The 18,174-nt window shown below is 77.6% G+C and carries 15 protein-coding genes and 1 riboswitch; of the genes, 3 read left to right on the top strand and 12 right to left on the bottom strand.

The genetic code is table 11. The features are described 5' to 3' along the window. Window positions 1-27: 27 nt before the first annotated feature. From cbiE to GA0070214_RS32725, 9 genes are all read right to left on the bottom strand, one after another. The gene (cbiE, locus tag GA0070214_RS03460; protein ID WP_091258882.1) at window positions 28-1,236 is read right to left on the bottom strand and encodes a precorrin-6y C5,15-methyltransferase (decarboxylating) subunit CbiE; all 1,209 of its coding nucleotides are present in this window, start codon (window positions 1,234-1,236) and stop codon (window positions 28-30) included. Then, on the bottom strand, window positions 1,224-2,369 hold the full coding sequence (locus GA0070214_RS03465) for a cobalt-precorrin-5B (C(1))-methyltransferase (protein ID WP_091258883.1): 1,146 nt from the start codon (window positions 2,367-2,369) through the stop codon (window positions 1,224-1,226). Before GA0070214_RS03465 ends, cbiE begins: the two co-directional genes overlap by 13 nt. Beyond that, window positions 2,366-3,196, bottom strand: coding sequence for a precorrin-4 C(11)-methyltransferase (gene cobM / locus GA0070214_RS03470; protein WP_091258885.1), 831 nt, complete (start codon window positions 3,194-3,196; stop codon window positions 2,366-2,368). The genes GA0070214_RS03465 and cobM overlap by 4 nt, the downstream gene beginning before the upstream one ends. Then, window positions 3,193-3,942, bottom strand: a complete 750-nt coding sequence (cobI, locus tag GA0070214_RS03475; protein ID WP_091258887.1) for a precorrin-2 C(20)-methyltransferase — start codon at window positions 3,940-3,942, stop codon at window positions 3,193-3,195. The genes cobM and cobI overlap by 4 nt, the downstream gene beginning before the upstream one ends. Then, window positions 3,939-5,294: a cobyrinic acid a,c-diamide synthase CobB gene (locus GA0070214_RS03480; RefSeq protein ID WP_091258888.1), complete on the bottom strand. Its 1,356-nt coding sequence runs from the start codon at window positions 5,292-5,294 to the stop codon at window positions 3,939-3,941. The genes cobI and GA0070214_RS03480 overlap by 4 nt, the downstream gene beginning before the upstream one ends. Further along, window positions 5,288-5,899 (bottom strand): cob(I)yrinic acid a,c-diamide adenosyltransferase, encoded by a 612-nt coding sequence (gene cobO / locus GA0070214_RS03485; protein WP_091258890.1) that lies wholly within the window; start codon window positions 5,897-5,899, stop codon window positions 5,288-5,290. Before cobO ends, GA0070214_RS03480 begins: the two co-directional genes overlap by 7 nt. Next, window positions 5,899-8,187, bottom strand: coding sequence for a VWA domain-containing protein (locus tag GA0070214_RS03490; RefSeq protein ID WP_091258892.1), 2,289 nt, complete (start codon window positions 8,185-8,187; stop codon window positions 5,899-5,901). Before GA0070214_RS03490 ends, cobO begins: the two co-directional genes overlap by 1 nt. Beyond that, window positions 8,184-11,852 (bottom strand): cobaltochelatase subunit CobN, encoded by a 3,669-nt coding sequence (gene cobN, locus GA0070214_RS03495; protein ID WP_091258895.1) that lies wholly within the window; start codon window positions 11,850-11,852, stop codon window positions 8,184-8,186. The genes GA0070214_RS03490 and cobN overlap by 4 nt, the downstream gene beginning before the upstream one ends. Window positions 11,853-12,004: 152 nt before the next feature. Next, the gene (locus GA0070214_RS32725; protein WP_255474590.1) at window positions 12,005-12,139 is read right to left on the bottom strand and encodes a hypothetical protein; all 135 of its coding nucleotides are present in this window, start codon (window positions 12,137-12,139) and stop codon (window positions 12,005-12,007) included. A gap of 45 nt (window positions 12,140-12,184) precedes the next feature. Further along, window positions 12,185-12,314, bottom strand: a riboswitch (cobalamin riboswitch). A gap of 306 nt (window positions 12,315-12,620) precedes the next feature. On the opposite strand from GA0070214_RS32725, the gene GA0070214_RS03500 reads away from it, so the two are divergent. Continuing rightward, on the top strand, window positions 12,621-13,328 hold the full coding sequence (locus tag GA0070214_RS03500) for an MBL fold metallo-hydrolase (RefSeq protein WP_244167524.1): 708 nt from the start codon (window positions 12,621-12,623) through the stop codon (window positions 13,326-13,328). A gap of 7 nt (window positions 13,329-13,335) precedes the next feature. On the opposite strand, the gene GA0070214_RS03505 is transcribed toward GA0070214_RS03500, so the two are convergent. Then, on the bottom strand, window positions 13,336-13,668 hold the full coding sequence (locus GA0070214_RS03505) for a hypothetical protein (protein WP_091258899.1): 333 nt from the start codon (window positions 13,666-13,668) through the stop codon (window positions 13,336-13,338). Between the two features lie 87 nt (window positions 13,669-13,755). Continuing rightward, the gene (locus tag GA0070214_RS03510) at window positions 13,756-14,973 is read right to left on the bottom strand and encodes an MFS transporter (RefSeq protein WP_091258901.1); all 1,218 of its coding nucleotides are present in this window, start codon (window positions 14,971-14,973) and stop codon (window positions 13,756-13,758) included. Between the two features lie 146 nt (window positions 14,974-15,119). On the opposite strand from GA0070214_RS03510, the gene GA0070214_RS03515 reads away from it, so the two are divergent. Further along, complete coding sequence (locus GA0070214_RS03515; protein ID WP_091258903.1) at window positions 15,120-16,109, top strand: LacI family DNA-binding transcriptional regulator; 990 nt, start codon at window positions 15,120-15,122, stop codon at window positions 16,107-16,109. Between the two features lie 86 nt (window positions 16,110-16,195). After that, window positions 16,196-16,891, top strand: coding sequence for an alpha/beta hydrolase (locus GA0070214_RS03520; RefSeq protein ID WP_208602625.1), 696 nt, complete (start codon window positions 16,196-16,198; stop codon window positions 16,889-16,891). Window positions 16,892-16,897: 6 nt separating this feature from the next. On the opposite strand, the gene GA0070214_RS03525 is transcribed toward GA0070214_RS03520, so the two are convergent. Beyond that, window positions 16,898-18,076, bottom strand: coding sequence for an FUSC family protein (locus GA0070214_RS03525; RefSeq protein WP_244167525.1), 1,179 nt, complete (start codon window positions 18,074-18,076; stop codon window positions 16,898-16,900). Window positions 18,077-18,174: the final 98 nt, after the last annotated feature.

Below are 18,174 nucleotides of genomic sequence, written 5' to 3' on the forward strand. Positions count from 1 at the left end.
TACGCACGGGTTCCTCCTGGTGGGCGGTCACGGCAGCTCCGCGGTGAGCAGGACGACCGGGTTCGTGGCGGCCAGGCGCAGCGAGCCGCCGGGCAGGTCGGCGAGGCGGGCGGCGGCGAGCTGGCAGCCGTCGACCGCGTAACCGGCGGCGCGCAGCAGGTGCACGGCCGGGGCGACCCGGTCGAGGGCGGCCAGGGTGGCCACCACCCGGGGTGGGCGGCGGTCGGCCACCGCGGCGAGCACGTCCACGCCGCCCCCGCCGACGAAGACCGCGTCCGGGTCGGGCAGCCCGGCCAGGGCCGCCGGGGCCGTCCCGGTCACCACCCGCACGTCGACGCCGTGCCGGGCGGCGTTGGCCCGGATCGGCGCGTCCGGGTCGCGTTCCACGGCGAGCACCGCCGCGCCGAGCAGCGCACACTCGATGCCGACCGAGCCGCTGCCCGCGCCGACGTCCCAGACGAACCGGCCCAGCCGGGGTCGCAGCCGGGCCACGGCCAGGGCCCGGACCTCGGCCTTGGTGATCATCGAATCCCGGTGCGCGTACGCGGACTCGGGCAGCGCCCACCCTCCGGCCGGCGCGGCGGCGGGCTGGTCGTCGGCGCGCGGTGCGCCCGGGGCGGTCTCCGGAGCGAGGCTGAGCACGACGTGCGGGTCCGCCCAGCTTGTCGCGGCGGCCCCGGCCGGGGTGGTCCAGGTGACCCGTTCGTCCGGGGTGCCGAGGTGCTCGGCGACGACCAGGCGGCGGTCCCAGCCGGCCAGGCCGGCGCCCAGCTCGGCCGCGCCCGCGCCGGGGGCGGTGAGCACCGCGACGGCGGGCAGCGCCCGGCAGGCGTTGAGCGCGGGGCGTGGATCCCGGCCGTGCGCGGTGACCACGGCCGCGCCGTCCCAGGGCAGCCCGGCGCGGGCGAACGCGGCGGCGACGCTGGAGACGGCGGGCAGCACCCGCACCGGCAGGCCGGCCGCACGGAGCCGGCGGACGATGCCGAAGAACCCGGGGTCACCGCTGGCCAGGACCACCGCGGGCGTCCCGGCGGCGACAGCGGCGGCGAGCCGGTCCAGGGCGGGCGCGAGCGGGCCGAGCACGACGGTGGCGCAGCCGGCCGGCACCGGAACGGCGGCCAGGTGCCGGGCCGCGCCGACGACCAGCCCGGCGCCGGCCAGCGCCTCGGCGAGCGCGGGGTGCGCGGGCCGGCCGGCGGCGTCGATCCCCGCCACGAGCACGGTCACGCGGCCCACCGCCCGGAGGAGGCGACCACCCGGTCCCCGGCGAAGTCCACCATGGCCACGTCCACGCTCACGGCGTGCCCGGCGAAGCGGAGCAGCACCTGGCGGACCCGCCGGCAGAGCAGGTCCCCGGCGGGGCCGAGCAGTCCGGCGGCCGCCCACAGCTCGTACGCGTGCCGGCCCGTGTTGGCAGCGGTGACGGCGGTGACCAGGTCCGGGTCGCCGCCGGCCTCGGCGGTGACCGCGCCGAGCAGCGACAGGTCCACCTTGGAGCGGGTGTAGTGGGTCATCAGGATGCCGGCGGCGAGCTTCGCCAGCTTGCCGGCCATGCCGACGAAGACCACCCCGGTCATCCCGTCGCCGACGGCGGCGGTGACCGCCGCGCCGGTGAAGTCGCCGACCTCGACGAAGCACACCTCGGGCAGTTCCGGCAGGAGGGCCCGGGCCGCCCGCTCGGTACGCCCGCCGGTGCAGAGCACCACGGTCCGCTCCCCCTGTGCGGCCATCACGTGCACGGCCTGCACCACGCTGGCCCGCCAGGAGGCGGTGGAGAACGGCCGGACGATCCCGGTGGTGCCGAGGATGGAGATGCCGCCGAGGATGCCGAGCCGCCGGTTGGTGGTCTTGCGGGCCATGATCTCGCCGCGCGGCACGCTGATCACCACGCGGACGCCGGTCTCGCCGAGGTCGACCACCTCGGCGACGGCCTGGCCGATCATGCGGCGCGGGGTCTCGTTGATGGCCGGGCCGCCGACCGCCAGGCCGAGCCCGGGCCGGGTGACCGTGCCGACGCCCGGCCCGCCGTCGAGGCGCAGCCCCGGCTCGTCCCGCCAGGTGACCGTGGCGGTCAGCTCCGCACCGTGCGTGACGTCCGGGTCGTCACCGGCGTCCTTGACCACCACGGCCTCGGCCCGCCGGGCCGGTTCCAGGTCGCAGCGGGCCACCGCGAAGCTGACCCGGCGGCCGGCCGGCAGGCCGATCTCGACCTGGCGCTGCGGCTCCCCGGTGACCAGCGCGGTCAGCGCGGCCTTCGTCGCCGCGGTGGCGCACGCGCCGGTGGTCCAGCCGGTGCGCAGCGCGGTGGGCCGGACCTTCGCCGTACGCGGCAGGTCCGGCTCGCGCAGCGGCGGCTCGGCGTGCGTCACCGGTCGTCCCCGGCGGGGTCGCCGGACCGGGTGCGGCGCAGCGCCGCGCGGGCGCCCGGCTCGGCCCGCCGGTAGGTGTGGAAGTGCCCGGGGTGGTAGAGGTGCGAGCGGGTGCCGCCGGCGGCGAGCGCCGGCCCCACCAGGAACAGGGTGTGCTTCCACAGCCTGTGCGCCTTGACGGTGGCCTCCAGCTCGCCCAGCGGGCAGCGGACCACCAGCTCGTCGGGCCAGGTCGCCTGGTACGCGACCACCACCGGCGTCTCCGGCGGGTAGCCACCGGCCAGCAGCTCCGCCTGCGCCTGGCCGGAGCGGGCGGCGGAGAGGAACAGCGCCATGGTGGTGCCGTGGCGGGCGAACTCGCGGACCCGCTCGCCCGGCGGCATCGGCGTCTTGCCGCCCTCCAGGCGGGTGAGGATCACCGACTGGGCGACCTCGGGGATGGTCAGCTCCCGGCCGACCAGCGCGGCGACCGCGGTGAACGAGGACACCCCGGGCACCACCTCCACGGCCAGGCCGAGGTCGCGGCACAGGTCGAGCTGCTCCTGCACGGCGCCCCAGAGGGCCGGGTCGCCGGAGTGGATACGCGCCACGGTCAGCCCGCCGGCGGCGGCCCGTTCGTAGAGCGGCCGGACGCCCTCGATGGGCAGCTGGGAGGAGTCGACGATCTCGGCGTCGGGGCGGGCGTGGGCGAGCACGTCGGCGTGCACGAGGCTGGCCGCCCAGATCACCACGTCGGCCTCGGCGATGACCCGGGCGGCGCGCAGGGTGAGCAGGTCGGCCGCGCCCGGGCCGGCCCCGACGAACCAGACCTTGCCGGTGGTGGTCACAGTTTTCCTCCCCGCCGGTCCCGGCGGGCCGGGACCAGCAGCGTCGACAGGTACGGCAGGTCGGCGGCGGCGCCGTCCACCGGCCCGATCCGCTCGCCGGGCAGGCCGAGTGACCGGCCCAGCACCGCGTCGGCCAGCCGGCCCTGCCGGCGCAGCTCGCCGACCAGATCCGGGTGGCGGCGCCAGCCCTTGTAGACGACGACGGTGCCCGGGCCGGCGAGAGCGTCAGCGACCGGTGTGAGGCCGGCGGTGGCGGGCAGCAGGGTGAGCGGTTCGCGGCCCTCGCACAGCGGCACGCCGGCCCGGGCGGCCAGGTCCTGCATGGCCGTGATGCCGGGCACGGTCCGCACCGCGATCCCGGGCCGCCGGGCCCGCACGCCGTCGGCCAGGTAGCCGAAGGTGGAGTAGACGTTGGGGTCGCCGATGGTGGCGAAGGCGACCGACCGGGCCCCGGCGTCGACGGCGGCCACCACGGCCGCCGCCGCGGCGTCCCAGGCCCGTTCCCGGCGGGCGGTCACCCCGCCCCGGTCGTCGAGGGCGAACGGCAGCCGGCGCAGCCGGTCCGCGGGCACGTGCGCCCGCACCGTCGTCTCGGCGCGGCCGGGGGGCGCGTCCGGGTCCGCGGCGTGCCGGTCCAGCACGGGTACGAACACCAGATCGGCCTCGCCCAGCAGCCGCGCCGCCTTGAGCGTCAGCAGTTCCGGGTCGCCGGGGCCGACCCCGATCCCGGTCAGCACGGCGTTCACCGGCTCGCCGCCTCGACCAGCCGGCGGGCCGCGCCCGGGTGCCCGGCCCAGTGGGTGTGCAGGTAGGACGCGTGCACCCGGCCGGTCACGAAGCCGTGCGGGGTGCCGTCCCAGTGCCAGGCGGGACGGTCGCCGTGCCCGGGGTCGGTGCGGGTGCGGTGGAACTCGTGTCCGCGTACCGGGTCGCCGGCGCGGTGCGCCGGGGAGTCGGCGGCGGCCACCGCGTCGCGGTAGCCGAGGGTGAGCCGGCCGGTCATCCGGGCGGTGTGGTCGAGCCGCCCGCACATCGGCACCCCGTCGAGGGAGCGGCCGAGATAGAGCAGCCCGGCGCACTCGGCGACCACCGGCCCGTCGAAGCCGGCCAGCTCGGCGCGGAGCGCGGTGTTGCCGGCCAGGGCGTCGGCGTGCAGCTCGGGGAAGCCGCCGCCGATCACCACGGCCCGGGTGCCGGCCGGCAGCGCCTCGTCGCGCAGCGGGTCGAGGGTCATCACCTCCGCGCCGGCCGCGGTGAGCAGCTCGGCGGTCTCCGCGTACGAGAAGGTGAAGGCCGCCCCACCGGCGACCGCGACGACCGGGCGGGCGGTGCCGGCGGGACCGCCCACGGCGGTGGCCGGATCCCAGGCGGGCGCGGTCAGCGGCGGCGCGGTGCGGGCCAGCGCCAGCACGGCGTCGAGGTCCACGGTGGACTCGACCAGGTCGGCGAGCGCGGCCACCACGGCGAGCGACTCGGGCGCGCGTTCGGCGACCGGCACCAGGCCCAGGTGGCGCGACGGCGCGGACACCTCGGCGGCCCGGGTCACCGCGCCCAGCACCGGCACGCCCAGCTCGGCGAGCGCGTCGCGCAGCAGTGTCTCGTGCCGGGGCGAGCCGACCCGGTTGAGCACCACCCCGCCGACGCGCACCGCCGGGTCGAACGCGCGCATGCCGAGCACCAGCGCGGCGGCCGAGCGGCCCTGCGCCGTGGTGTCGAGGACCAGCAGCACGGGCGCCTCGATGAGCCGGGCGACGTGCGCCGTGGAGGCGTACCCACCGTGGCCGACGGCGCCGTCGTGCAACCCCATCACGCCCTCGACCACGGCCACGTCGGCCGGGGTGGGCACGCTCGCGCCGTGACGCAGCAGCGGGGCGATCCGGTCCGGGCCGACCAGCCAGGGGTCGAGGTTGCGGCCGGGGCGACCGGCGGCGAGCGCGTGGTAGCCGGGGTCGATGTAGTCGGGGCCCACCTTGTGCGGGCTGACCGTCAGGCCGCGGCGGCGCAGCGCGGCGAGCAGCCCGGTGGCCACGGTCGTCTTGCCGTGCCCGCTGGCCGGGGCGGCGACGACCAGCCGGGGCAGCGCCCAGGGCGTCACCATTCGATGCCCTTCTGACCCTTCTGGCCGGCGTCCATCGGGTGCTTGACCTTGGTCAGCTCGGCGACCAGGTCGGCCGCCTCGACCAGCCGCGGGTCGGCGTCCCGGCCGGTGATCACCACGTGCTGGAAGCCGGGCCGGTCGCGCAGCGTGGCGACCACCTCGTCGACGTCGATCCAGCCCCACTTCATCGGGTACGTGAACTCGTCGAGCACGTAGAGCCCGTAGCGCTCGGCGGCCAGGTCGCGCCGGATCTGCCGCCAGCCCTCGCGGGCGTCCTCGGCGTGGTCGGCCTCCCCGCCGCGCTGGATCCAGGACCAGCCCTCACCCATCTTGTGCCAGGTGACCGGGGCGCCCTGCCCGGTGCGCTCGTGCACCTCGCCGAGGGCCCGGAAGGCGTTCTCCTCCCCCACCCGCCACTTGGCGCTCTTGACGAACTGGAAGACACCGATCGGCAGCCCGGCGGTCCAGGCGCGCAGCGCCAGCCCGAACGCGGCGGTCGACTTCCCCTTCATCTGTCCGGTGTGCACGATGAGCAGCGGCCGGTGGCGCCGCTGCCGGGTGGTCAGCCCGTCGGCGGGCACGTGGCTCGGCTTTCCCTGCGGCATCAGGCGACGCTCCTCGTGGTGAGGCCGACGAGCGGGTCAGTGGCCACGTCGGCGAGGTGGTGGTGCGGGGCGTGCAGTTGGGCGGCGAGACGGCGGGCCAGGTGCAGGCGTACCGGGCCGGACTCGCAGTCGACGACGACGCAGGGCGCGCCGGTGGCGGCGAGCACACCCGCCGCCCGGGCGGCCCGGTCCAGCGGGCGGGGGCCGGCGGTGGCCCGGCCGTCGGTGACCACGAGCACGAGGGGGCGGCGCTTCGGGTCGCGCAGCCGCTCCACCCGGAGCAGGTCGGCGGCCGCGAGCAGCCCCTCCGCGAGCGGGGTACGCCCGCCGGTGGGCAACTCGGCGAGCCGGGTCGAGGCGGCGAGCACCGAGGAGGTGGCCGGGAGGAGGGTCTGCGCGCCCGTGCCCCGGAAGGCGACCACGGCCACCTTGTCCCGCCGCTGGTACGCGTCGGTCAGCAGGGCCAGCACCGCGCCCTTCACGGTGGACATCCGCTCCCGGGCGCCCATCGACCCGCTGGCGTCCACCACGAACACGACGAGGTTGCCCTCGCGCCCCTCCCGGACCGCCTCCCGCACGTCGGACGGGCGCAGCCGCAGCGGCCCGCCGCCCCGGCCCCGAGCGGCCTGGTGCGGGGCGGCGGCCCGGACGGTGGCCGGCAGGTGCAGCGCCCCGGCGCGGCCGGCGGGCACCCGGGCGCCGGTGGTGCGGCCGCGCCCCGTGCGGGCCCGGGAGCGCCGGCCGGGTACGCCCTCGCCGACGCCGGGAGCGGTGAACAGCCGGGCCCGCAGCCCCCGGTCGGGAGCGACGACGGAACCGGGCTTCCCCTCGGCGCCGCCCGGATCCCCCGGCCGGCCGACACGAGGCCGCCCGTCGCCGGACCGCCCGTCGCCGGGCCGGTCCTGGTCGGACAGGTCCTCGCTCGTCCCGTCGCCGGTCCGGCCGTTGGCCGGCCAGCGCCCGTCCCGGCCGGTCCCGCCCGCGTCGTCCGGCGACCCGGAGTGCCTGGCGTCGTCGGACGTCCCGGACCGGTCCCGCCCGGCGCCGTCGGACGTCCCGGACCGGTCCCGGCCGCCGGCGTCGCCCATCGCGCGAGCCGACCGGCCGGGACCGTCGGGGTCCACCCCACCGTCACCCGAGCCCTCGGGACCGTTGCCCGCCCGGGGTCCGCTGGAGCCCCCACCGGGTCCACCATCGGGCCCAGGGCCGCCGCCGGGACCACCGTCCGGGCCGGGACCACCTTCGGGCCCACCGTCCGGATCGTCGTCGGGATGCTGCTCGCGGGCGCGGCGCAGTGCCTCGTCCAGGCGCTGCTCGTCCAGCCCCGGGGTGTCGAACGGGTCCCGGCGGCGCCGGTGCGGCAGGGCCAGCCGGGCGGCGACCCGGACGTCGTCGGCCGTGACCCGGTCCCGGCCCTCCCAGGCGGCGTGCGCCACGGCGGTCCGGGCGGTGACGATGTCGGCCCGCATGCCGTCCACATCGAACGCGGCGCAGACCTCGGCGATCTGCCGCAGCGCCGCGTCGGGCAGCGCCACCCGGGACAGCCGGCGCCGGGCGGCGGCCACCCGGCGGGCCACCTCGGCGTCGGCCTCCGCCCAGCCGGCCGCGAAGCCGGCCGGGTCGGCGTCGGCGGCGAGGCGGCGGCGGACCACCTCGGCGCGTACGGCGGGGTCGCGGCTGGCGGCCACCTCGACGGTGAGCCCGAACCGGTCGAGCAGCTGCGGGCGCAGCTCCCCCTCCTCCGGGTTCATGGTGCCGACCAGCAGGAACCGGGCGGCGTGGCTGACCGAGACACCCTCCCGCTCGACGTGGCAGCGGCCCATGGCGGCGGCGTCCAGGAGCAGGTCGACCAGGTGGTCGTGGAGCAGGTTGACCTCGTCGACGTAGAGCACGCCGCGGTGGGCGGCGGCGAGCAGGCCGGGCTCGTAGGCGCGTACCCCCTCGGCGAGGGCCTTCTCCAGGTCGAGCGAGCCGACCACCCGGTCCTCGGCGGCGCCCACCGGCAGCTCGACCAGGCGGGCCGGGCGGCGCTCGGCCGCCGACCCGGCCGGGTGCGGGCCGTCCGGGCAGCCCGGGTCGGGGGCGGCGGGATCGCACGCGAAGCGGCAGGTGGCGACCCGGTCGACGGGCGGCAGCAGCCCGGCGAGGGCGCGGACGGCCGTGGACTTGGCGGTGCCCTTCTCGCCCCGGACCAGCACCCCGCCGACGGCCGGGCTGACCGCGTTGAGCAGCAGGGCCAGGCGCATCTCGTCCATCCCGAGCACCGCGCTGAACGGGTACGACGTCATTGCCGGTCCTCCAGGTCGCCCTCGCTGGCCAGGTACGTCTCGTGCAGCCGGTCGAGGGTGACCGGCTCGGGCGCGGCCCACAGTCCGCGGTCGGCGGCCTCCAGCAGCCGTTCGGCGATGCCGCGCAGCGCCCACGGGTTGGACCGCTCCAGGAACTCCCGGGTCTCCGGGTCGAAGAGGTACGCCTCGGCGAGCCGCTCGTACATCCAGTCGTCGACGACCCCGGCGGTGGCGTCGTAGCCGAACAGGTAGTCCACGGTGGCGGCCAGCTCGAAGGCGCCCTTGTAGCCGTGCCGGCGCATGGCGGCGATCCAGCGCGGGTTGACCACCCGGGCGCGGAACACCCGGCGGGTCTCCTCGCCCAGCGTGCGGGTACGCACGTCGTGCGGCATGGCCGAGTCGCCCACGTAGGCGGCCGGGGCGCCGCCGGTGAGGTGGCGGACCATGGCCACCATCCCGCCGTGGTACTGGAAGTAGTCGTCGGAGTCGACGATGTCGTGCTCGCGGGTGTCCTGGTTCTTCACGGCGACGGCGATCCGGGCGAAGGAGCGTTCCATGTCGGCCCGCGCCTCCCGCCCGTCCAGCCCCGGCCCGTAGGCGTAGCCGCCCCAGACCGCGTAGACCTCGGCCAGGTCGGCGTCGGTGCGCCAGTTCCGGGCGTCGATGAGCGGCAGCAGCCCGGCCCCGTACGCCCCGGGCTTGGAGCCGAAGATGCGGGCGGTGGCGCGGCGCGGGTCCCCGTGCTCGGCGACGTCCGCGTCGACGTGCGCCTTCACGTAGTTCTCGGCGGCCGGCTCGTTCAGCGCGGCGACCTGCCGGACGGCGTCGTCGACGAGGGCGACGACGTGCGGGAAGGCGTCCCGGAAGAAGCCGGAGATGCGCACCGTGACGTCGACCCGGGGGCGGCCCAGTTCGGCGAGGGGCACCACCTCGACGCCGGTGACGCGGCGGGACCGGTCGTCCCACACCGGACGGACGCCGAGCAGGGCCAGCACCTCCGCGATGTCGTCGCCCTGGGTGCGCATGGCGCTGGTGCCCCAGACGGTGAGCCCCACCGAACGCGGGTACGCCCCGGTGTCGGCGAGGTGCCGGGCCAGCAGCGAGTCGGCGAGGGCCACCCCCACGTCCCAGGCGTTGCGGCTGGGGATGGCCTTCGGGTCGACGGAGTAGAAGTTGCGCCCGGTGGGGAGCACGTTGACCAGCCCGCGGGTGGGCGAGCCGGACGGGCCGGGCGGGACGAACCGGCCGTCGAGCGCGCCGAGCACCCGGTCGATCTCGTCGGTGGTCCGGTCCAGCCGGGGCACCACCTCGCGCGCGGCGAAGCCGAGCACCTCGGCGGCGTCGGGCACCGGCCCGCCGGCCACCTCCTCGACCACCGCGCCGGCCTTGCTCGCGTCCCAGCCGAGGGTCTCCATGCCGAGCACGAGCCGGCGGGCCAGGGCCTCGATGAGGTCGACGGCGTCGGCGGCGGTGGCGGCCGGCCCGTCGACCGCGTCGGTCAGTGCCGCCGGCACGGCGATCCGTGCGCCGGGGGTGGCGAGCAGCGCCGCCTCGTCGAGGCCGGCGTGGGCGGCGAGGGCCTGGCGCAGCCCGGGCAGGGCGCGGGCCCCGCCCCAGACCTGCGGGGCGCGGAGCACGGCGAGGACCAGGTTGACCCGGGCCTCCCCGGTGGGCGTCTCGGCGAGGACGTGCAGGCCGTCGCGGATCTGCACGTCCTTGACCTCGCAGAGGTAGCCGTCGAGGTGCAGCACGAAGTCGTCGAAGTCGTCCGCGCCGGGCATCTCGGCCTGGTGCAGGTCGTGGTGCAGTTCGGCGGCGCGCACGAGCTCCCAGATCTGCCGCTGCACGGTGGGCGCCTTGGCCGGGTCGAGGGCCTGCACGGTGGCGTACTCGTCGAGGAGCTGTTCGAGCTTCGCCAGGTCGCCGTAGGTCTCGGCGCGGGCCATCGGCGGCACCAGGTGGTCGACCACCACGGCGTGCGCCCGGCGCTTGGCCTGGGTGCCCTCGCCGGGGTCGTTGACGATGAACGGGTAGACCAGCGGCAGGTCCCCGAGGACCGCGTCCGGGGCGCAGTCGGCGGCGAGGCCGAGGCCCTTGCCGGGCAGCCACTCCAGGGTGCCGTGCTTGCCGAGGTGGACCACGGCGTCCGCGCCGAAGCCGCCGTCGGCGACCGGCGCGGCCAGCCAGCGGTACGCGGCGAGGTAGTGGTGGCTGGGCGGCAGGTCCGGGTCGTGGTAGATGGCCACGGGGTTCTCGCCGAAACCGCGGGGCGGCTGGATGAGCAGCGCCACGTTGCCGAAGCGCAGCCCGGCGAGGACGACGTCACCGTTGTCGGTGTAGAGCCGGCCGGGCGGCTCGCCCCAGTGCTCCCGCATCCGCTCGCGCAGGGCGGCGGGCACCGCCTCGAACCAGCGCCGGTAGGTCTCCCCCGGCACCCGCGCCTCGGCGGCGGCGAGCTGTTCGGGGGTGAGCCACTCGACGTCGTGCCCGCCCGCGGCGATCAGGGCGTGGATCAGCGCGTCCCCGTCGTCCGGCACCGGGCCGTCGCCCAGGTGGTAGCCGGCCTCGGCCAGGGCGGCGAGCAGCCGGACCGCGGAGGCCGGGGTGTCCAGGCCGACGGCGTTGCCGACCCGGGAGTGCTTCGTGGGGTACGAGCTGAGCACGACGGCCAGGCGCTTGTCGGCGTTGGGCACGTGCCGCAGCCGGGCCTGCCGGACGGCGATCCCCGCGACGCGGGCGGCCCGCTCCGGGTCGGGTTCGTAGACCGAGAGGCCGTCGGCGTCGATGCGCTTGAACGAGAACGGCACCGTGACGATCCGGCCGTCGAACTCGGGGATGGCCACCTGCATGGCGGCGTCCAGCGGGGACAGTCCGGCGTCGCTGGCCGCCCACCGCTCGCGGTCGCTGGTCAGGCAGAGCGCCTGCACGATCGGCACGTCCAGGGCGGCGAGCGCGCCGACGTCCCAGGCGTCCTCGTCGCCGCCGCCGGAGGCGTCCGCGGCAACCGTCCCGCCGGCCGCGAGCACCGTCACCACCAGGGCGTCGCACCGCGCGAACAGCTCGAGCGGGCCCGCGCCCGGTGCGAGGCCGCGCAGCGAGCCGCAGTACACCGGCAGCGGCTGGCCGCCGGCCGCCGTCACCGCGTCGGCGAGGGTCGCGACGAAGGCGGTGTTCCCGGCGAGGGCGTGCGCCCGGTAGAAGACGATGCCGACCACGGGCCGGCCGTCGGGCGCCGGATCGGGGCCGAGGATCCCGTGCGGCGGGGTGGGCGCGGGCGGGGCGAAGCCCTCGCCGGTGAGCAGCACCGTGTCGGAGAGGAACCGGGCCAGCTCGGCGAGGTTCTCCGGGCCGCCCTCGACCAGGTAGGCGAGCGCCTGGGCGGCCACCCCGGCGGCCACCGTGGACGCCGCCATCAGCTCCGCGTCGGGCACGGCCTCGCCGCCGAGCACGACCGTGGGCACGCCGGAGCCGAGCACCGCGGCGAGGCCGTCCGGCCACGCCTGCCGGCCGCCGAGCAGGCGTACGACGGCCAGGTCGACGCCGTCGAGCAGCGCGGGCACGGCGTCGGCGGCGACCCGGGCGGGGTTGGCCAGCCGGTAGTCGGCGCCGCTGGCGCGGGCGGCGAGCAGGTCGGTGTCGGCGGTGGAGAGCAGCAGGATGCGCACGGACGGCTCCGGAGCGTGACGCCCGGCGGCGCGGCGGGGCCGGCGGCGGGCGGGGGTGGGGGCGGGTTCGGCGGGTACGCGGGTCCGGCGGACAGCTCACCGACGGCAGGTCGGCAGCGGCGCCCGGCCGGGTGCGGGACCCGGCGGGACGGTCAGCGGCGGACGGCGCGGGCCCGCCCGGCGCGCGGCACGGCGGCCTGCGGGGCGGCGGGATGAGCGGTCAGCGGCGCGTCGGTGCGCGCCGGCCGGGAACGACGATCGTCGTCGATGGCGGAAAGGCCGTGCATCGGGTCCTCCTCGGGTGTCCACGCCCTGGGGCTCTCCGACGGCCGAAGTATCCTGGCTCCCGGATCGACGCTCACCCCCGGCCTTCCAGCCGTGCACGCACGGCCGTGACTCGCGAGGGGGGATCGCTCCCCGGTGACAGTGGCGGGACCGCGCCGGAATCGCACCGGCTTCCTTCACTGCCGTCAGGCCGCGAATGCTGCCACAGCCGCCCGGCGCGGGTCAACGCCGGGGTCTCCCACCCTCGTCCGGCCTGCGGCATCCGTGGTGGTCGATAGGATCAGCTTGCTCGCCGCCTCGAACGCAATGGCGCGAGCCGATGGGAACGGTCGCATTCCGGCGGCCCGGGCGGGCATTCCCGCCCCACGCCGGTCCGCGCCCCGACGACCGCGTCGCCGCAGCCGGGGCGGCCCGGGGCGGCGTCGGCCGATAGCATCGCGCTCGACAGTGGATCACGTGCCACGGAGCGGGGAGGAATTGCCGGTGACGCTGCGACACCTGGCCGGCCGGGTCTGGTTGTTTCCCGGCGATCCCGACCCGTTCGCGGTCCGCCCGACCGTGGCGGTGGTCGCCGACGACGGCGGAAGTGTGATCGTCGACGCGGGCCAGAGCCCCGCCCACGCCCGGGAGGTCCGGGCCGCGGTGGCGGCGGCCGGACTGCCGCAGCCGCGCTGGCTCGTCTACACCCACCACCACTGGGACCACGTCTGGGGCGCCTGCGCCTGGCCCGGGGTGGAGATCGTCGGGCACGAGTCGGCGGTGCCCCTGCTGCGGGCCGAGGCGTCCCGGCCGTGGAGCCACCGCTACCTGCGCGAGCAGGTCCGCGAGAACCCGCGCCTCGGGCACAGCTTCCGGGCCCGGGCCCTGGCCGTCGACTCCTGGGACGGCTTCGCGGTGCTGCCGCCGACGCGCACCTTCGCCGAGGAGCTGACCCTGCCCACCGGCGTGGTGGTCCGGCACGTGGGCGGGCGGCACGCGCCGGACTCCACGGTGGTACGGGTGCCGGACTCCGGGGTGCTGCTGCTCGGCGACTGCTGGTACCCGCCGCCGGCGCACCTGCGCACGCCCGAGGACGGGCCCGACCTGGCCCTCGCGGCGAGCCTGCTCGACGACGACCTCGCCTGGTTCGTCTCGGCCCACGACGAGCCGCTGCCGCTGGCCGAGGCGCGCGCCGCGCTGGCCGGCGGCTGAGCCGGCGTCAGCGGGCGCGCCGCTCCGGGTGGGCCCGGTTCCAGGCCCGCATCCGCTCCGGGTACCCGGTGCGGGCCGCCTCGTAGAGCGGCACCGAGTGCTTCTGGGCGATCTTCGCGGCGGCCCGGGGCGAGCCGGTGCGGCGGCGGATCCACTCCCCGTCGTGGGCGATGGCCACCACGGTGGTGTCGGTGGCGGTGGTCTCCGGCTCCAGGTAGAACTCCACCCCGCGCCGGCTGGTCACGAACGCCTCCAGCGCGGCCAGGTCGTCCCGGTTGGCCTCCCGGTCGAGCTTGGTCGGGGTCGTCGGGTCGGCGGCCCGTCGGCTGAACCAGCCCATGCCCGCCTCCTCTCCTCGGCGTCCCCTCCAGTGCAGCACGCGTACCTGGCAACCGGCTGGATGCCGGGTGGACGTCGGCTGAGGCGGTCAGCGGGCCGGCGGGCGCAGGATCGGGACCAGGGCGACGGTGGGCAGCAGGAGCAGGGGGACCAGGCCGAGGGCGTGGAGGATGCCCAGGTGGTCGCCGAGGAAGCCGAGCAACGGGGGGCCGGCGAGGAACGCCGTGTAGCCGATCATGGCGACCACGCTGACCCGGGTCGGCGCCCGGTCCTCGTCGTCGGCGGCGGCGCTCATCCCGACCGGGAAGCCGAGCGACGCCCCGACGCCCCACAGCGCCACGCCGACCACGGCGACCGGCCCGGAGCCGGCCAGCACGGCGCAGGTGGCCCCGGTGACGGCCAGCGCGATGGTGCCGAACAGCACCGGCACGCGGCCCCACCGGTCGATCGCCACGGTGCCGGCGGTCCGGCCGAGGGTCATGCCGACCACGAACACCCCGAAGACGGCGGCACCGGCCGCCTCGCTCACCCCGTACCCGTCGACGAACGCCACCGCCAGCCAGTCGTTCGCGCTGCCCTCGGTGAACGCCATCACCAGCACGAACAGGCCGATGAGCAGGGTGCGCGGCTCCCGCCAGGTGGCCAGCAGCGCGCGCCGGTGGTCGGCGGGCTCGGCCGAGCCCGCCGGCTCGGCCGGTGCGGCCAGGAAGGCGCGGACGCCGAGCAGCGTGCCGGACAGGACCGCCACCGCGATCACGGGCAGGTGCCAGCCGACCGGTACGCCCAGCCGGGCCGCGCCGGCGCCCAGGCCGGCTCCGGCGACCGAACCGAGACTCCAGGCGGCGTGGAACCGGGGCATGATCGTCCGGCCGAGCCGCTTCTCCACCGCCGCGGCCTCGACGTTCATGGCCACGTCGCAGGCACCGGAGCCGTACCCCACGGCGAAGAGCCCCAGCACGACGCCGATCAGCGAGCCGGCCAGGCTGGCCGACAGGCCGGCGCCCGTGAGGCCGAGCGCGACCAGGACGGTCGAGGCCGCCACGGTGCGGGCCGGGCCGAGCCGCAGGGTGACCAGCCCGGCGGTGGACATGGCCACCAGCGCGCCGGCCGACATGGCCAGCAGCAGCAGGCCGAGGCGCCCGGCGCTGAGCCCGAGCGACTCGCGGATCGCGGGCACCCGGGCGAACCAGGTGGCCACCGCCAGCCCGTTGAGGGCGAACACGGCCGCCACGCCGTTGCGGGCGGCCAGGACCGCCCGCGGGGTCTCGGCGCGGGCCCCGGCCGGCGCGTCGATGGTGCTGCTCACCGTGGTGTCGTCCTCTCCCCGAAGTCCGGTCCGACGACCATCGCACACCTGAGAGCGCTACCACCACAAACGCTCCCACCCCTTACCCCGGGGCACCTCGGCCGGGCATGATGCCGACAGAACGGCCAGCACGGAGAGGACCAGACATGGAGACGCCGACCGCCCGCCCGGCGACCCTCGACGACGTGGCCCGGGCGGCCGGGGTCTCCCGGGCCACCGCGTCCCGGGTGCTCGGCGGCTACGGGTTCGCCTCGGTGGACGCCCGGGAGCGGGTGCACGCCGCCGCCGACCGCCTCGGCTACGTGCCGAACGTCACGGCCCGCGCCCTGGTCCGCGGCGCCGGGGTACGCCTCGTCGTGGCGGTCTCCGGCACCGACGCCACCGTCCTGGACGACCCGTACGTGGACCGGCTGGTGAGCGCGGCGGCCCGGGTGTGCGCCCCGCACGGGGTCGGCGTCGCCCTGGAATGGCTGCCGCTGGACGCCCCGGCGGGACTGCGCCGGCTCGGCGACGACCGCAGCGTCTGCGGGGTGCTGCTGGTCAACACCACCGCGCCGGTGCTCGACGCGGTCCCCCGGGGGCTGCGCGGGCGGGTCGTCTCGATCGGCACCGGCTCGCCGGCCGTACCCTCCTTCGATGTGGACAACGCCGCGGGCGCCGACGCGGTCCTGCGCCACCTGCACGCCGGCGGCCGCCGCCGGATCGCCATGGTCACCGGCCCGCGCTGGCTGAGCTGCGCCGAGCGGTCGGTGACCGCCTACGAGGGGCTCATGCGGGCGGCCGGGCTGCCGGTGCGGCTGGTCACCGGCGACTTCACGGCCGCGCGGGGCGGCCGGGCGGCGCTGGAGGCGCTGGACCGCTGGCCGGACACCGACGCGATCTACGCGGCCAGCGACGCCACCGCGCTGGGCGTGATCGCCGCGCTGCGGGGGCGCGGGCTGCGGGTGCCGCACGACGTGGCGGTGGCCGGGTTCGACGACATCCCGTACGCGGCCGTGAGCAGCCCGGCGCTCACCACGGCCACCCACCCGGTGGCCGGGATCGCCACCGCGGCGGCGACCGCGGTGCTCGACGGCCGCCCGGTGCCGCCGGTGACCGCCTTCCCCTCGACCCTGGTGGCGCGCGAGAGCGCCTGAGCCGCGCCGAGCACCGGCGGCCGCGTGGTTGAGCGGCCGGCAGCCGGGTATCCGCCGCCCGACCCGACCGACGACAGGGGGGCGAGGTGACCGAACCCGCGCCGCCGCACCGGCAGCCCGAGGAGGGCTACCGGCACGGCCGGTTGACCGCCCGTCCCACCACCGTGACCGCGCCCGGTCCGACCGGACCGGCCGAGGTCCCCGACCCGGCGGGCGGGCCGCCCGCGCTACGGCACGTGCCGATCGGCGGCACCGGGCCGTACCGCGTGGTGGTGCTGCTGCACGGCGCGGGCGGCTCGGCCCGGCAGGGTCTCGACCTCCTGCTGCCGCTGGCCGACGCGCACCGGCTGCTGCTGCTCGCCCCGCAGGCGCTCGCCAGCACCTGGGACCTGATCGCCGAGGGGTACGGCCCGGACGTGGCCCGGATCGACGCGCTGCTGGCCGGGACGCTCCGCGCGTACCCGGTGGCCGGGGTGACCGTCGGCGGTTTCTCCGACGGCGCCTCGTACGCCCTCTCCCTGGGCCTGACCAACGGCGACCTGGTCGACGCGGTGCTGGCCTTCTCCCCCGGCTTCGCGGCGCCGCTGGTCACCCACGGCCGGCCCCGGTTGTTCGTCTCGCACGGCACCGACGACCGGGTGCTGCCCGTCGACGTGTGCAGCCGGCGGCTGGTGCCCCGCCTGCACTCCCTCGGCTACCCGGCCGAGTACGCCGAGTTCACCGGCGGGCACGAGGTGCCGGCGGAGATCCGGCAGCGGGCGGTGGACTGGCTGGTGGGGTGAGCCGGGTCAGTGTTCCGGCCCGGTGACCGCAGCGTCGACCCGGGTGAGCACGGTGGCGTCGTCGTCGCCGCGTACGCCGCGCAGCAGGTCGATGGCGGTGGCCCGGACCTGCCCGATGATCATGGCGAGCGGCAGGGTCTCGCCGGGGGTGAAGAGCCGGCCCGCGACCCGGACCGCCTCCAGGGCGGCGACGTCGACCCGCTCGGCGTGGGCGTCGGCGACGGCGTCCTGCCCGGTCAGGTCCGCGGCGAGCGCGTCGCCGGTCGAGCGCACCGCCTCGGCGAGGGTCCGCACGGCGCCGCCCAGCTCGGCCGGGACCGGCGCCGGGCCCCGGGTCAGGGTGACGGCGGCGCGCGCCAGCACCCGGACGTTGCGGACCGCGTAGTCGATCTGCCGGATCGAGCCCTCCACCGAGCGCAGCCGGCCCAGGTGCCGCCGGCGGCGCACGTTGAGCCGCAGCGCCTCGCCCGCCGCCAGCACGGCGCCGCGCAGCCGCTCCACGCCGGCGTCGGCGTGCCGGGCCCGCTCCAGCGCGGCCAGCGCCGCCGCGTCGTCGCGCCGGTCGAGCGCGTCGGCGATCTCGCCGAGCACCCCGGCCAGCTCCTCGAAGGTGTGCCGGAACTCGTCGACCAGCGGGGCGAGCGGCCGGCGGGCGTCGACGAGCTGGCTGGCGACCACGGCCACCGCGCCGCCGATCAGCGCGTCGACGAACCGGAACGGCACCATTGACTCGGTCGGCGGGGAGACCACCACCAGGTAGAGCGCCGACACGGCCGCCTGCACCACGGTGACCGAGCTGGCGCCGATCGCCACGGCCAGGGCGACGGTGAGCAGGATGACGGTGAGCACCGTCCAGGTGGTGCGGGGGCCGAGCGCCTGCACCACGAGGTCGGCGACGAGCACGCCGGCCGCGACGCCGAGCACCACCTCGACGGCCCGGCGTATCCGCTGGCCGCGGGCCTGGCCGAGCACGATCAGCGCGGCGGCCGGGGCGAAGAACGGCTGCGGGTGGCCGACCAGCCGGGTGGCGAGGACCCACGCGACGGTGGCCGCCAGGGTCGCCTCGACCACGGGCAGCCAGCCGCGCCGCAGCCGCCCGGCCGCCTCCCGGACGGCTGCTCCGGGTCGCGGCCTAGAGTCGGACACGCCGAGCCGGAGTAGCCGCATCCCGCTCCACACCGCCATCGCCCGCCTCCCTGTCGCGCCCGCCCACCATCCTCGACCCGGTCGCGCCGGTCGGCAGCGGCGGGCGCCACCGCACACCGGTGGCGGCGGTCACGGCC

This window comes from Micromonospora chaiyaphumensis, from assembly GCF_900091435.1.
GTDB lineage: Bacteria > Actinomycetota > Actinomycetes > Mycobacteriales > Micromonosporaceae > Micromonospora > Micromonospora chaiyaphumensis.